The sequence below is a fragment of the Streptomyces manipurensis genome, assembly GCF_049570255.1.
Classification (GTDB): domain Bacteria; phylum Actinomycetota; class Actinomycetes; order Streptomycetales; family Streptomycetaceae; genus Streptomyces; species Streptomyces manipurensis.
Genome location: NZ_CP186950.1, coordinates 5,062,065 through 5,077,227 on the forward strand (window position 1 = coordinate 5,062,065; position 15,163 = coordinate 5,077,227).

Annotated in this window: 8 protein-coding genes; 5 read left to right on the forward strand and 3 right to left on the reverse strand. The window is 71.7% G+C overall.

Going from position 1 to position 15,163, the window contains the following annotated elements; translation table 11 throughout:
* Nucleotides 1–195: 195 nt before the first annotated feature.
* On the reverse strand, nt 196–1,917 hold the full coding sequence (treS, locus tag ACPU2J_RS23575; RefSeq protein ID WP_365497123.1) for a maltose alpha-D-glucosyltransferase: 1,722 nt from the start codon (nt 1,915–1,917) through the stop codon (nt 196–198).
* Nucleotides 1,914–3,908 (reverse strand): maltotransferase domain-containing protein, encoded by a 1,995-nt coding sequence (locus ACPU2J_RS23580; RefSeq protein ID WP_423833941.1) that lies wholly within the window; start codon nt 3,906–3,908, stop codon nt 1,914–1,916. Before ACPU2J_RS23580 ends, treS begins: the two co-directional genes overlap by 4 nt.
* A gap of 581 nt (nt 3,909–4,489) precedes the next feature.
* On the opposite strand from ACPU2J_RS23580, the gene ACPU2J_RS23585 reads away from it, so the two are divergent.
* The 4 genes from ACPU2J_RS23585 (at nt 4,490) to ACPU2J_RS23600 (ending at nt 10,909) form a co-directional block, all read left to right on the forward strand.
* On the forward strand, nt 4,490–5,056 hold the full coding sequence (locus tag ACPU2J_RS23585) for a hypothetical protein (RefSeq protein WP_420079553.1): 567 nt from the start codon (nt 4,490–4,492) through the stop codon (nt 5,054–5,056).
* Between the two features lie 260 nt (nt 5,057–5,316).
* Nucleotides 5,317–7,338, forward strand: a complete 2,022-nt coding sequence (locus ACPU2J_RS23590) for an MMPL family transporter (RefSeq protein ID WP_423833942.1) — start codon at nt 5,317–5,319, stop codon at nt 7,336–7,338.
* 118 nt (nt 7,339–7,456) lie between these two features.
* A complete protein-coding gene (glgP, locus tag ACPU2J_RS23595) occupies nt 7,457–10,093 on the forward strand; it encodes an alpha-glucan family phosphorylase (RefSeq protein WP_361591675.1) in 2,637 nt (878 codons plus the stop codon).
* 207 nt (nt 10,094–10,300) lie between these two features.
* The gene (locus ACPU2J_RS23600; RefSeq protein ID WP_423833943.1) at nt 10,301–10,909 is read left to right on the forward strand and encodes a hypothetical protein; all 609 of its coding nucleotides are present in this window, start codon (nt 10,301–10,303) and stop codon (nt 10,907–10,909) included.
* Between the two features lie 117 nt (nt 10,910–11,026).
* Here ACPU2J_RS23600 and ACPU2J_RS23605 read toward each other — a convergent pair whose 3' ends face one another.
* A complete protein-coding gene (locus ACPU2J_RS23605; RefSeq protein ID WP_423833944.1) occupies nt 11,027–13,294 on the reverse strand; it encodes a M4 family metallopeptidase in 2,268 nt (755 codons plus the stop codon).
* 381 nt (nt 13,295–13,675) lie between these two features.
* Here ACPU2J_RS23605 and ACPU2J_RS23610 point away from each other — a divergent pair, with 381 nt between their 5' ends.
* Complete coding sequence (locus ACPU2J_RS23610; RefSeq protein WP_420079549.1) at nt 13,676–15,151, forward strand: sugar transferase; 1,476 nt, start codon at nt 13,676–13,678, stop codon at nt 15,149–15,151.
* The last annotated feature ends 12 nt before the right edge of the window (nt 15,152–15,163 follow it).

Sequence of the window (15,163 nt, forward strand, 5' to 3'; positions counted from 1 at the left end):
GAATGCGCAGAGTGTCCCGGATGCGCGGCAGTTGCTTCTCCGGCATGTGCGAGTGTCGGGTCAGGATGATCCGTACAGGGGCGGGCGATTGACCCATTCGAGGCGCCCGCCCCTCTTTGTTCGAGGGTTCGTTCCACCTCAGGGGCGCTTCCCCAGGCGCGCCCCTTCGGCTCGTTCGCCCCCGCTGCCGGCCGGCTAGCCGGTGCGGCGCCGGCCGCCGCGCTGTTCCGCGCGCAGCCGGAACCAGTAGAAGCCGTGGCCCGCCAGGGTCAGCAGGTACGGCCACTCGCCGATCGGCGGGAAGCGCACGTCACCCGTGAGCTCCACCGGGACCCGCCCGTTGAACGACTGCAGGTCCAGCTCGGTGGGCTGCGCGAAGCGCGAGAAGTTGTGCACGCACAGCACCAGGTCGTCCCCGTACTCGCGGAGGAACGCGAGGACCGCCGGGTTCGACGACTGCAGTTCGGTGTACGAGCCGAGGCCGAAGGCCGGGTTCGCCTTGCGGATCTCGATCAGCCTGCGGGTCCAGTGCAGCAGCGACGAGGGCGACGCCATGGCCGCCTCGACGTTGGTGACCTGGTATCCGTGGACCGGGTCCATGATGACCGGCAGGTTCAGCCTGCCCGGATCGCACGAGGAGAAACCGGCGTTGCGGTCCGGGGTCCACTGCATCGGGGTGCGGACGCCGTCGCGGTCGCCCAGCCAGATGTTGTCGCCCATGCCGATCTCGTCGCCGTAGTAGAGGACGGGCGAGCCGGGCAGCGACAGCAGCAGGGCCGTGAACAGCTCCATCTGGTTGCGGTCGTTGTCCAGGAGCGGGGCGAGCCGGCGCCGGATGCCGATGTTGGCCCGCATCCGCGGGTCCTTGGCGTACTCGGCGTACATGTAGTCGCGCTCTTCGTCGGTGACCATTTCGAGCGTGAGCTCGTCGTGGTTGCGCAGGAAGATGCCCCACTGGCAGTTCTTCGGGATGGCCGGGGTCTTGGCCAGGATCTCGGAGACCGGGTAGCGGGACTCTCTTCGCACGGCCATGAAGATGCGCGGCATGACGGGGAAGTGGAAGGCCATGTGGCACTCGTCCCCGCCCTTGGCGAAGTCCCCGAAGTAGTCGACCACGTCCTCGGGCCACTGGTTGGCCTCCGCGAGGAGCACCGTGTCCGGGTAGTGGGCGTCGATCTCCGCCCGCACCCTCTTGAGGAGCTCGTGGGTGCGCGGGAGGTTCTCGCAGTTGGTGCCCTCCTCGGCGTACAGGTAGGGCACCGCGTCGAGGCGGAAGCCGTCGATACCGAGGTCGAGCCAGAAGCGCAGGGCGGAGATGATCTCCTCCTGGACCGCCGGGTTCTCGAAGTTGAGGTCCGGCTGGTGGGAGAAGAAGCGGTGCCAGTAGTACTGCTTGCGCAGCGGGTCGTACGTCCAGTTGGAGGTCTCGGTGTCGACGAAGATGATGCGGGCGTCCTGGTACTGCTTGTCGTTGTCGGCCCACATGTAGTAGTCGCCGTAGGGGCCGTCGGGGTCCTTGCGGGACTGCTGGAACCACTCGTGCTGGTCGCTCGTGTGGTTCATCACGAAGTCGATGATCACCCGCATGCCCCGGGTGTGCGCGGCGTCCACGAACTCCACGAAGTCGGCGAGGTCGCCGAACTCGGGAAGCACGGAGGTGTAGTCGGAGACGTCGTAGCCCCCGTCGCGCAGGGGTGAGGCGAAGAAGGGCGGGAGCCAGAGGCAGTCGACGCCGAGCCACTGGAGGTAGTCCAGCTTGGCGGTGAGGCCCTTGAGGTCACCCACGCCGTCGCCGTTGCTGTCGTGGAAGGAGCGGACGAGGACCTCGTAGAAGACCGCCCGCTTGAACCAGTCGGGGTCGCGGTCCTTGGCGGGGGTGTCCTCGAAGGTGTCGTGGACGGGATCGTTGATCATCATGTGGTGGGTGACCCTCCGGTGGGCGGGGACGGTCGCAGAGCGGCCAGAACGTGCGCGGGCGTGCGGCCCGGCTCTAGGCGCACGTAGTTCGCTCTGCCCCAGTGATAGGTCTCGCCGGTGAGCTCGTCGCGCACCGCGAGGGACCCGTGCCAGTCGAGGCCGAGTACCGGCATGTCCAACGAGACCGTCGCCTCCTGGGTGTGGTGCGGATCGAGGTTGACGACCACCAGTACGGAATTGGCGCCCGCGTGCTTCGAATAGGCGATCACCTGTTCGTTGTCGGTCGAGTGGAAGTGGACGTCGCGCAGCTGCTGGAGCGCCGGGTTGCGCCGGCGCAGCAGGTTCAGCGTGGTGATCAGCGGGGCGATGGTGCGGCCCTCGCGGTCGGCGGCGGCCCAGTCCCGCGGGCGCAGCTCGTACTTCTCGGAGTCCAGGTACTCCTCGCTGCCCTCGCGCACCGGCGTGTTCTCGCAGAGCTCGTAGCCGGCGTAGACGCCCCAGGTCGGGGACAGGGTGGCGGCGAGCACGGCCCGGACCTCGAAGGCGGGACGACCGCCCCGCTGGAGGTACTCGTGCAGGATGTCGGGGGTGTTGACGAAGAAGTTCGGCCGCATCACGGACGCCGACGCGGTGCCCGCCAGCTCGGTCACGTACTCGGTCAGCTCGGCCTTGGTGTTGCGCCAGGTGAAGTACGTGTACGACTGCTGGAAGCCGACCGCGGCCAGCGCGCGCATCATCGCGGGCCGGGTGAAGGCCTCCGCCAGGAAGATCACGTCCGGGTCGGACTTGTTGATGTCGGCGATCACCTTCTGCCAGAAGACGACCGGCTTGGTGTGCGGGTTGTCGACCCGGAAGATGCGGACCCCGTGGTCCATCCAGTGCCGCAGGATCCGGCAGGTCTCCTCGACGATGCCGGCCATGTCGGTGTCGAAGTGGACCGGGTAGATGTCCTGGTACTTCTTCGGCGGGTTCTCCGCGTAGGCGATCGTGCCGTCGGCGCGGTGGCGGAACCACTCCGGGTGCTTCTCCACCCAGGGGTGGTCGGGGGAGCACTGGAGGGCGAAGTCGAGCGCGATCTCCAGGTCCAGCTCGCGGGCGCGGGCGACGAACGCGTCGAAGTCCTCCAGCGTGCCCAGCTCGGGGTGGACGGCGTCGTGCCCGCCCTCCGTGGACCCGATGGCCCACGGCACACCCGGGTCCCAACTCCCGGCCGACAACGTGTTGTTGGGGCCCTTGCGGTAGGTGCTGCCGATCGGGTGGATCGGCGGCAGGTAGACCACGTCGAAGCCCATACCCGCGATCGCGGGGAGCCGCTCCGCCGCGGTGCGGAAGGTCCCGCTCACGGGTGCCTCGCCGGGCTCCAGCACCGCTCCCTCGGAACGCGGGAACATCTCGTACCAGGAGCCGAACAGGGCCCGCTTGCGCTCGACCAGGACGGGCAGCGGCTTGGCGGCGCTGACCAGCTCCCGGTACGGGCGCCGGGCGAACGCGGCGTCCACGGCGGGGTCGAGGGCGGCCGTGTACCGCTCCGCGGCGGGCCGGTCCTCGTCCCGCATGACCGCGGCGGCGCCCATGACGGCCTTGCGGCCGTCGCGCTTGGGGATCCTGGATCCGGCGCGCTCGTAGAGCTCCGCGCCCTCCAGCAGGACGAGTCCGGTGTCGATGCCGGCGGGGATCTTGACGGCGGCGTGGGCCCGCCAGGTGGCGACCGGGTCGCTCCACGCCTCGACGGTGTAGGTCCACCTCCCCTCGGTCTCGGCGGAGACCCGGGCGCCCCACCGGTCGGTGCCGGGGGCGAGTTCGCGCAGGGGTACGGGGGGCCGCAGCCGCCCGCTCGGATCACGCAGGACGACGTGGGCGGCGACGGCGTCGTGCCCTTCGCGGAACACGGTGGCCGAGATCTCGAAGACCTCGCCGACCACCGCCTTGGCGGGTCTGGCGCCGCAGTCGACGGCGGGGCGGACGTCCAGCACGGGAATGCGACCGATCATGATGGGATCACCTGGGGGCAGTTCGCAGGGCTCGGTGGAAACAGGCCAGCCGGGATCACGGCTGGTAGTGCACGCTCTGTTCGCTCTGTTTCTAGCCGCTCAGTGGACGGCTGGGCTGCGGGCATGGCCGCTCCTGTCCGCGTTCACTCGGGTGGCGGGGAGAGGGTTTGTGGGCGGGTGCGCCGTGCGTGTACGAACGTGTACCCGGGGAGCCCTTCCCCATCCTGCCCGGCCCAATCCGCGCGCTCTGTTAACTACTCGTACGTAGTGGAACCGGCGATACCAACCCCCGTGCCGACATCCGCCGGGGCTCCGTCAAGTCGGCCGGGACCGGCTCCCGCACGGGCTCGGACCGCCCGTCGCACCCGTCACGTGAGCCCCTCGGGAACCACCCGTGCGGGGGAGGGCGGCCAGGGCGCCCGGCCCCGGGAGGCGGGAGTGACCGGTGTTCCGGGAGGGGCCACGAGGACCCCGCCGGCGCCCTCCGCCGTCGCGGCCGCACCGCCCGGCGGCCCGGCGGACGAAACGATTCGGACGATCGCACCCGGGCCGGGCCGGGGGCGGGCCGTACGCTGAAGGGCATGCCTTCCGAATGGTTGGGGGCCTACCGGCTGGACCGGGCGGTCCTGGCGAGCGGGATCGTCCTCGTCGCCGACTGCGCGCTGCGCAGCCTGGGGCCCGAGCCGGCCGCGCCGTGGACCACGGTCCTCGGCTGGGGACTCGCCCTCGTCGGCTGGCTCGCCCTCGGACTGCGCTCCTCGTACCCGGTCGCCGTCGCCGCGGTCTCCCTCGTCGCCGCCGTCGGGTACTACCAGATCACCACGGCCGACGGCCCCGCACCGATGATCGTCTTCATGGTGGCCCTCTACACCGTCGCGCGTGCCGGACGGCCGGTCGCCGTGGTCGCCCTCACCTCAGCGGTCATGGTGTTCGTCGGGTACGGCGAGTTCATCGCCGTCGGCGACCAGCGCAAGATCGACAACATGGCGATCGCACTCCTCAGCGGCTGGTTCCTCAGCGTGATCGCATTCGGGCACGCCATGCGCGCACGCGCCGCCTACCAGGCCGAGGCGGAACAGCGGGCCCTGGCCGCGGAACGGGAGCGCGACGCCCAGACCGGCATGGTCACTCCGGGCTGGCTCGGCTGACGGTCCGCAACCCCTGACCCGCAACCACGGGGGTACGGGCGTGCCATGGGCCGTAACCCGTGGGGTACGAGGGGTGTCCTCCGGTGGCCGACGCGCGGGGAAGGCCGCGCGGCGAGAGTGGGGACGCGGTCGAACACCGCTCCCCGGACCGGGCCGGCGGCCCCGCCGGCCCGGTCCCTCCACCCGTGCACACCACCGTCCCGTCCGGCGCCCCGCTGCGCGCGCCGGTCGGTCGATGACCCATGCGAGGAAACGAGACGATGAGCCTCACCGACAAGTCTCCGGCCCGGTCGTCGGGTTCACCCGGACCCGGTTCCGGTTCGCCCGGACCCGGTTCCGGGCGGCAGCCCGGCCCGGTGGGCGGCTTCGCCCGCATCGCCGCCTTCTCCCACCGCCGCCGCCGGCTCGCCCTCGTCCTGTGGCTGGTGGTCATGGCCGGGGTCTGGGCCGCCGCCACGACGGCCGGCGACGACTACCGGGAGGACTTCTCCCTCCCCGGCACCCAGTCGCAGGCCGCGGCCGACCTCCTGGCCGAACACGGAGCGGCCCGGGCGGGCGACACCGTGCAGATCGTCCTCCAGGACCAGGGCGGTCTGAAGGACCCCGCGGTGCAGGACCGGGTCGGGCGGATGCTCGCCGAGGTCGCCGGGCAGCCGCACGTCGAGTCGGTGCGCAGCCTCTACGAGGACGCCGCCGCCATCGCCCCCGACGGCACCGTCGGCTATGCCACGGTCACCCTCGACGTGCCCTCAAAGGAGATGCCGAAGGAGGACAGCCAGAAGATCCTCGACACCGCGCGCAAGGCCGCCGGGGACGGACTCCAGGTCGAACTGGGCGGAGAGGCGGCCCGGTTGCTCGGCAAGGGCGCCGGCGGCGCCGCCGAGGGCGCCGGCATCCTCGCGGCCCTGGTCATCCTGGTCCTCATGTTCGGCACCGTCATCGCGGCGGGCCTGCCGATCATCACGGCCGTCTTCGCGGTGGGGTCGACGCTGGGCGCCATCATCCTCGCCCTCCTCGGACTCGTCGCCCTCGGCCTCGGCTCGCTCCAGGGCATGGCCCTGTCGGTGGCCCTCACCGTCCTCGTGACGATGGCCGCCTCCCTCACCCTGCTGCCGGCCCTGCTCGGCATCTTCGGCGAGCGCTTCGCCCGGCAGTTCACCGCCCGCGACGCCAAGCGGCGGGCGAAGGGCAAGGCGCCCGAGGGCACGGTCTGGCGCAACCTCGCCGCCAGGGTGCAGCGCCGCCCCCTCGCCGCGATGCTGGTCGCCGGGGTCGCCCTGGGGGCCCTGTGCCTGCCGGCCTTCGACATGCGCCTCGGCTTCGCCGACGCGGGCAGCGACGCGCCGAAGACCACCAGTCGCAAGGCCTACGACCTGCTCTCCGACGGTTTCGGCCCGGGCTTCAACGGACCGCTGATCGTGGTGGTCGACGACCTCGACGGCGGCAACGCCCAGCAGGCGGCGGAGTCCGCCGCCGTGGTCCTGCGCGAGACGCCCGGCGTCCGGGCCGTGTCCCCGCCGATCCCGACGAAGCACTCCGGCGTGGCCACGGTGATCGCCTTCCCCGCCACCTCGCCGCAGGACGAGGGGACCTCCCGGCTGGTGACCGACCTGCGCGACGACGTCCTGCCGCAGGTGTCGGAGCGCAGCGGTGCGCGCTACCTGGTCGGCGGCGGCACCGCCGCGGCCGAGGACTACTCCGGGAAGGTCGCCGAGCGGATGCCGCTCTTCATGGCGATCGTCGTCGGGCCCTCCCTCGTCCTGCTCATGATGGTGTTCCGGTCGGTCCTGATCCCGCTCAAGGCCGCGGTCCTCAACCTGCTGAGCATCGGCGCCGCCCTCGGTGCGATCACCCTGGTCTTCCAGGAGGGCTGGTTCGGGGTGGAGCCCGGGCCGATCGAGGCGTACCTGCCCGTGATGATCTTCGCGGTCGTCTTCGGGCTCTCCATGGACTACGAGATCTTCCTGGTCTCCCGCATCCACGAGGAGTGGACGAAGACCAAGGACCACGCCCTGTCGGTCCGTGAGGGCCTCGGCCACACCGGCTCGGTGATCAGCGCCGCCGGAGCGATCATGGTCGCGGTGTTCGGCGCCTTCATGCTCAGCTCCGAGCGGCTGCTCCAGCAGACCGGCTTCGGCATGGCGGTGGCCATCTTCGTGGACGCGGTCGTCATCCGTCTGCTGATCGTGCCGGCGGCCATGCAGCTGATGGGCCGCCGGACCTGGTGGATGCCGGCCCCGCTGGCCCGGATCCTGCCGAAGGTGAACCTGGAGAAGAGCTGACGCCCCGAGGAGCCGTGGCGGGGCGGACGGGCGCGGCGCTAGCCTTCCCGGGGTGATGCGCGGATGCACAGCGTGGTGCGACCGCTCCGATCCGCAACCCCCTGCGAAGGTGGAACGTGTGAAGGCTATCCGTCGATTCACCGTGCGCCCCGTCCTCCCGGAGTCCCTCCTGCCGCTCACCGGCCTCGCGCGCAACCTGCGCTGGTCGTGGCACGTGGAGACCCGCGAACTCTTCCAATCCGTCGACCCCGAGGGCTGGCAGGCAGCCGGCGGAGACCCCGTGCGGATGCTCGGTACCGTCTCCGCCGCCCGCCTCGAGGAGCTGGCGTCCGACCGCCGCTTCCTGCGGCGGCTCGCCGTCGCCGCCGCCGACCTCGATGACTACGTGAACGGCGGGAGGTGGTACCAGAGCCGCGAGAACGGCGCGGAACTGCCTGCCGCCATCGCCTACTTCTCGCCCGAGTTCGGGATCACCGCCGCCCTCCCGCAGTACTCCGGCGGCCTCGGCATCCTCGCCGGCGACCACCTGAAGGCCGCCAGTGACCTCGGCGTCCCGCTCATCGGCGTGGGACTCCTCTACCGGCACGGCTACTTCCGCCAGTCGCTCTCCCGCGACGGCTGGCAGCAGGAGCACTATCCCGTCCTCGACCCCAACGAACTCCCGCTCGGCCTCGTCCGCCAGGACGACGGCACCCCGGCCCGGGTCTCGCTGACCCTGCCCGGCGGCCGGGCCCTGCACGCCCACGTCTGGCAGGCGCGCGTCGGCCGCGTACCGCTGCTGCTCCTGGACTCCGACGTGGAGGACAACGACGCCGCGGCCCGCGAGGTGACCGACCGGCTCTACGGCGGCGGCAGCGACCACCGGCTGCTCCAGGAGATGCTCCTCGGCATCGGCGGCGTCCGCGCCGTGCGCCTGTACTGCGCCCTCACCGGCCACCCCGAGCCCGAGGTGTTCCACACCAACGAGGGCCACGCGGGCTTCCTCGGCCTCGAGCGCATAAGGGAACTGGAGCGCGGGCAGGGCCTCGGCTTCGACGCCGCCCTGGAGGCTGTACGGGCCGGGACGGTCTTCACCACGCACACCCCCGTCCCCGCCGGGATCGACCGGTTCGAGCGGAGCCTGGTCGCCCGGCACTTCGGGGAGGGCGGGGAACTGGCCGGCGTCCCCGTCGACCGGATCCTGGAGCTGGGCGCCGAGACCTATCCCGGCGGCGACCCCGGGGTGTTCAACATGGCCGTCATGGGACTGCGCCTGGCGCAGCGGGCCAACGGGGTGTCCACCCTGCACGGAGCGGTCAGCCGGGAGATGTTCGCCGGGCTGTGGCCGGGCTTCGACCCGGCCGACGTGCCCATCACCTCCGTGACCAACGGGGTCCACGCCCCGAGCTGGGTCGCCCCCGAGGTGGTCCGGCTCGGCGCCCGCCAGATCGGCCCCGGCCGCACCGAGGACGCCCTGTCGGTCGGCGGCTCCCGGCGCTGGGACGCCGTCGCCGACATCCCGGACCAGGACGTGTGGGACCTGCGGCGGGTGCTGCGGGAACAGCTGGTGCAGGAGGTACGGGACCGGCTGCGGGCGTCGTGGCTCCAGCGCGGGGCCGCGGCCGCCGAACTGGGCTGGGTGGACTCCGTGCTCGACCCGGACGTGCTGACCATCGGCTTCGCCCGCCGCGTGCCCTCGTACAAGCGGCTGACGCTGATGCTGCGTGACCCGGACCGGCTGCGCGGTCTGCTGCTGGACCCGGACCGCCCGGTGCAGATCGTCGTGGCGGGCAAGGCGCATCCGGCCGACGACGGCGGGAAGCGGCTGGTGCAGGAGCTGGTGCGGTTCGCGGACGACCCCCGGGTGCGCCACCGGATCGTGTTCCTCCCCGACTACGGCATGGCCATGGCGCAGCGCCTCTACCCGGGCTGCGACGTCTGGCTGAACAATCCGCTGCGGCCGCTGGAGGCGTGCGGGACGAGCGGGATGAAGGCCGCGCTGAACGGCTGCCTCAACCTGTCCGTGCTGGACGGCTGGTGGGACGAGTGGTTCGAGCCGGACTTCGGGTGGGCCATCCCGACCGCCGACGGGCTCGGGGCCGACGAGGACCGCCGGGACCAGCTGGAGGCCAACGCCCTCTACGAGCTGATCGAGAACCGGGTCGCGCCGCGCTTCTACGACCGGGCCGGCCGCGCCGGACTCCCGGTGCGGTGGATCGAGATGGTCCGGCGCACCCTGGTCTCCCTCGGGCCGAAGGTGCTCGCCGGGCGCATGGTGCGCGAGTACGTGGAGCGGCTCTACGCCCCGGCCGCGCTCGCCCACCGGTCGCTCGACGCCGCGGCGGCCCGGGACCTGGCCTGGTGGAAGGGGCGGGTACGGGAGGCCTGGCCGAGGGTGTCCGTGGAGCATGTGGAGGCGCTGGCGGCGGCCCCCGTGAACGGGACGGCCGAGCTGGGCGCGACGCTCACCCTGCGGGTCCGGGTCGCGCTGGACTCCCTCGCGCCCGAGGACGTCGAGGTGCAGGTGCTGGCCGGACGGGTGGATCCGCAGGACGTGATCCGGGACGGCCGCAGCTTCCCGCTGAAGCCGGCGGCGGGTCCGGACATGGAGGGCCGCTGGGTGTACGAGGGACCGCTCGCCCTCGACCGCACCGGCCCGTTCGGCTACACCGTGCGCATCCTGCCGACGCATCCGCTGCTGGCGACCCCGGCCGAGCTGGGCCTGGTCGCCGTCCCGGCGGACTCCGACGCGGGCGGCGGCGTACTGCTGAGGTAACGCGGGCGGACGGCTCCGCGTGAGGGGGCGGGCGGCCCGGGCGGCCGCCCGCCCCCGCCGCGGCGGGGCGCCGCGGCGGGGACCTCCCGGGTGAACCTTCGAACGCGCTCCGCATGCCGAAACGTTTCAGCGGTGGTTCCCGCTCCTACGCTGCCCGCGGATGTCACCGGACCGGACATCCACGGACCCCGAGGAACGGACTCACCCATGCGCCTTCGCACCACCGCCGCCGTGTTCGTCGGCGCCCTCGTGCTCGTCCTGCCCACCGCCGGCCCCTCCGCGGCCGAGCACCGGGACGGCCGCCCCCTCGGCTCGCTCCAGTACCGGTACGTCGACGACGCCGGCCGCACCCGCGAGGGCCGGATCCGCCCGGCGGACAACGACACCTGCTACCTGCTGACGGCCACCTCCCGCAGACACCCCGCCGTCGAGCTGACCAACCGGACGCGTTCGCGGGCGGTCCTCTTCGCCGACACCGGCTGCAGCGGCCGGTCGGTCGCCACCCTGGACCCGCGCGAGTCGGTGCGGGGCGTCAAGGTCGTCGCGGCCCTGTTCCGGTCGGCGGAAGGGGGCCGCGGGGACCAGGGCGGGAACGGTGGCGACGGGGGCAACGGCGGGGACTGGAGCAACGGCGGGAACGGCGGCAACGGCGGCGACTGGGCCAACGGCGGGAACGGTGGGAACGGCAACAACGGCGGCTGGAGCGAAGGCGGCGAAGAGGGCCGCGGGGACCAGGCGGCGGACGAGCGGGACGAGCAGGACGGACAGGAGGCGGGAGAGGACTTCCTCTCCCGCCTCCTGCGCGCCGTCGGCTGACCCGGCCGGAACGGGGCCCCGCCACGGGCCCCATGGGACAGGGCCGCCCGGGGAGGTTTCCTCCCGGGCGGCCCCGTGTCATCGGTTCAGCCGGTGCTCATCCGGACCCCGGTGGGGTCAGAAGGTGAGCTTCCAGCTGTCGATCTTGCCGGTGTCGAGGCTCGCGAGGTCCGCGACACGCAGCTTCCAGACACCGGCCGCGACCTCGGACGAGGCGTTGACGGTGAACTGCTGGACGATGTTGTCCGCGCTGCCGCCGGTGCGGTTGCGCAGGTTGTAGACGGTGCCGTCGGGGGCGACCAGGTCGACCCGGAGGTCACCGACGTAGGTGTGCTGGATGTTCACGTCCACCTTGAGGGCGCTCGACGCGTTGCCCGTGCGGTTGACCGTGATGGGCGACTCGACGGTCGCGTTGTCCGCGATCGCGTAGTCGGTGGTGTTCTCGAAGACGGTCTGCTGCGAGGTGCCGACCGTCCAGGTGAAGGACGCCGTGCCGGTCTGGTTCTGGGCGTCGCGCACGGTCACGGTCACGTTGGACGTGCCCGCGGTGTTCGCGGTGCCGGTGATCAGACCGGTGGAGGAGTTGATCGACAGGCCGGCCGGGAGACCGGTCGCCGAGTAGGTCAGCGCGCCCGGGTTGGTGCTGGTCGCCTGGACCTGGAGGCTGACGGCGCTGCCCGTGACGGTGTTCTGGTTGCCCGGGTTGGTGACCGAGACGCCGTTCACGATGCGGGGGCCGACGTTGATGGCCGCCCAGGCGTTGGCCGCGTTGTTGTAGGTGACCGAGCCGGCCCCGTACAGGTCGGCGGCGGCCTGGAGGGTGGCGGTGCGCGCGGCCGCGTAGTTGGTGTTCGACTTGAACAGGCCGGTGGTCAGCGCGCGGAACCAGATCTTCGAGGCGGCGTCCCGGCCGATCGCGGTGACCGGCAGGCCGTCGGAGGTCGGCGAGTCGTAGCTGACGCCGTTGACGACCTTCGCGCCCGAGCCCTCGGAGGCCAGGTAGTACCAGTGGTTGGCCGGACCCGAGGAGTAGTGGACGTCGATGGAGCCGATGCCCGAGTACCAGGCGTCCTTGGACGAGCCGTCCTTGCTCGGCTTGTCCATGTAGCGCAGCGGGGTGCCGTCGCCGTTGATGTCGATCTTCTCGCCGACCAGGTAGTCGCCGACGTCCTGGGCGTTGTTGGCGTGGAACTCGACGGCCGCCGCGAAGATGTCGGAGGTCGCCTCGTTCAGGCCGCCGGACTCGCCGCTGTAGGTCATGTTGCCGGTGACCGAGGTCAGGCCGTGGGTCATCTCGTGCGCGGCCACGTCGATGGACGTGAGCGGCTTGTTGTTGCCCGCGCCGTCGCCGTAGGTCATGCAGAAGCAGGAGTCCTGCCAGAACGCGTTGATGTACGCGTTGCCGTAGTGGACCCGGGAGTACGGCGCGACGCCGTCGTTGCGCAGGCCGTTGCGCCCGTGCACGTTCTTGTAGTAGTCCCAGGTCAGCTGGGCGCCGTACTGGGCGTCGGCGCCGGCCGTCTCCAGGTTGGAGGGCGAGCCGTTGCCCCAGATGTCGTCCGGGCCGGAGAAGAGCGTGCCGGTGCCGGAGGTGCCCCGGTTGAGGTTGTAGGTCTTGTGGCTGCCGCGCGTGGCGTCGGTCAGGTTCCAGGTGCTGCCCGACTGGGTGCTGCCGATGGTGACCTGGCCGCTGTACTGGGTGTTGCCGGTGCCGGTCTCCACGGCCTGCCACTCGGTGATCTTGGCGCCGGTCTTGGCGTTGGTCACCACGTGCAGCTCGTTCGGCGTGCCGTCGTGCTGGAGGCCGCCGACGACGGTCTCGAACGCGAGGACGGGGGCGCCTTCGGCGGCCCAGATCACCTTGCGGGCGTTCTTGGAGGGCTTGGCCTCCTTGGAGCCCTCGGCGCTGGCCGCGGCGACGGCCTGGCTCTCGGCGGCGGCCGGCGTGACGGTGGCGTCCGTGTCCGCGACCTTGATCTCGTGCTGGGTTGCCTTCGTCACACTCTTGGTGACGCCGCCCTTGGCGTGGACGGTGAGGTCACCGCCGAGGACGGGCAGCCCGTTGTAGGTCCGCTCGTACGTCGTGTGCGTGGTGCCGTCCGCATCCTGGACGACGTCGCGGACGACGAGCTTCTCGCCGCTGCCGAGGCCGAGCGCCTTGGCGGCCTGCGCGGTGGTCGAGTTGGCCTCCGCGAGGAGCGTCGCACGCTCCGATGCGCTGAGTACGCGGTTGGCCGCTCCGGGGTTGGCCTGAGCGGCCTTGGGTGCCTGTGACGCGGTGGCGTCGGCGGTGGCGGTTCCGGTCTGTATGCCTACGGCGAGCAGGGCCGCCGCGGCAACGAGCGCGCCCGCCGCGGTGGCACGCCTCTGGGGGGTGGACCTCAACGCAGACTCCTTCTGCAAGGGGGGTTCCGGATGGCTGGGTGGGCCTCCGGGCAGAACAGGGCTGGTGCGATGAACGGTCGAAGAGTGCCACTTGGGGACCTGAATGTCAGGGCCGCGTCAAAAGGTTGGCCGGAAACGGTTCGTTGTTCGAAGCGACGTATCCGGTATCCGGAACATTCACCTTTGTGTGCGCGCCAGCACGTCCAACATTCGGAACGCCTGCTACCGGTTGCTAACACTTGCGCAACAAGAGGCTGGCTTGACCGAAACGGCATTTACCGTACGGGTGTTTGTCGTACTGTTTGCCGGTGCGGCAGATGTTCGGTGCCAGGGGAAGCACGGACACCCGCCACTGTCATAGACCACGTGCCAGGGGGGCCCATGAGGCATGTCCATTTTCCTGCGCAAAGTGTGGCCATAGCGGCCCATGAGTCCCTTGCGCCCGCGCGGCGCCTCGGAGACAAGGCCCGTTGGTACCGTCCGGCCGCCGTCGCGGCCGACTTCCTCGGAGCCGCGATCCCCGTGGGGCTCGTGTTCGACGCGGCCCAGCAGGTCCGGCCGCTGTACTGCGCCCTGGCCGCCGCGCTGGCGTGGACCGGTGTGCAGGCGCTGCGCCGCCGCTACGCCACGCGCGCGCTCGGCGAGTCCCGGGGCGTGCTTCCGGTCGTCCACGACTGGCTCATTCTGATCGGCGTGCTGGCCGTGGCGCGTGTGGTGACCGAAGAGGCGACGCCCCGGCTGTCCGCCCTCGGTGCCCTGCTGCCCGCCCTGCTGATCACCGTCGCCTGCCACAAGCTGACCTACCGCCATCTCTCGGCGGCCCGCCGGGAGGCGCAGGCCGTCAGCCGCGTGCTGGTGATAGGGGAGCCGGACGCGGCCGAGGACGTCATCGCGCACCTCGCCGCCCGCACCGACCACCCGTACGTCGTCGTCGGCGTCGTCCCGGTCGGCACCGGACCGCTCGCGAGCGGGGTGCCCGTCGCCGCACGGCTCGAAGCCGACGCCCCCGACGCCCCGGCCGGCGACTCCACGGCCGTGCTCGGCGCCGTCCGCAGCCACCACGCCGACCTGGTCCTCGTCGCCCCCGGTGTGCGGATCACCGGGGAGCGGCTGCGCCGCGTCGCCTGGGCCCTGCACGACGCCGGGCTGGAGCTCGCGGTCTTCCCCGGCCTGGTGGAGGTCTCCGTCAAGCGTCTGGAGACCCTCTCCGCCGGCGGACTCGCCGTGCTGCGCGTCGCGCCGCCGGTCAGCCGCGGGGTGCAGACCGTGCTGAAGTCGGCCCTGGACCGGGTCGGCGCCGCGGTGGGCCTGCTGCTGCTCTCCCCGTTCTTCCTCGGCATCGTCCTCGCGATCCGCTTCGGCTCGCGCGGCCCGGCCTTCTACCGCCAGCGGCGCATCGGCCGCGACGGAGTCCCGTTCGTCATGTGGAAGTTCCGCACGATGGTCGTCGACGCCGACGCGCGCAAGGCCGAGCTGGCCGGGGCCAACGAGAACGACGGCCTGATGTTCAAGATGCGCCGCGACCCCCGGGTCACCCGGGTGGGCCGGCTGCTGCGCCGCACGTCCCTGGACGAGCTGCCGCAGCTCGTCAACGTGCTCGTCGGCGACATGTCGCTGGTCGGCCCGCGCCCGCCGCTGCCGGAGGAGGTGGCCCAGTACGACGAGGTCGAGCTGCGCCGGCTCACCGTGCGCCCCGGCATGACCGGGCTGTGGCAGATCAGCGGCCGTTCCGACCTGTCGTGGGACGAGACCATCCAGCTGGACCTGCAGTACGTCGACAACTGGTCCTTCACCAGTGACGTCGACGTGATGGGCCGTACGCTCCGCGCCGTCGTCGACGGTCGCGGAGCCTACTGAGGGGCCGAGGCC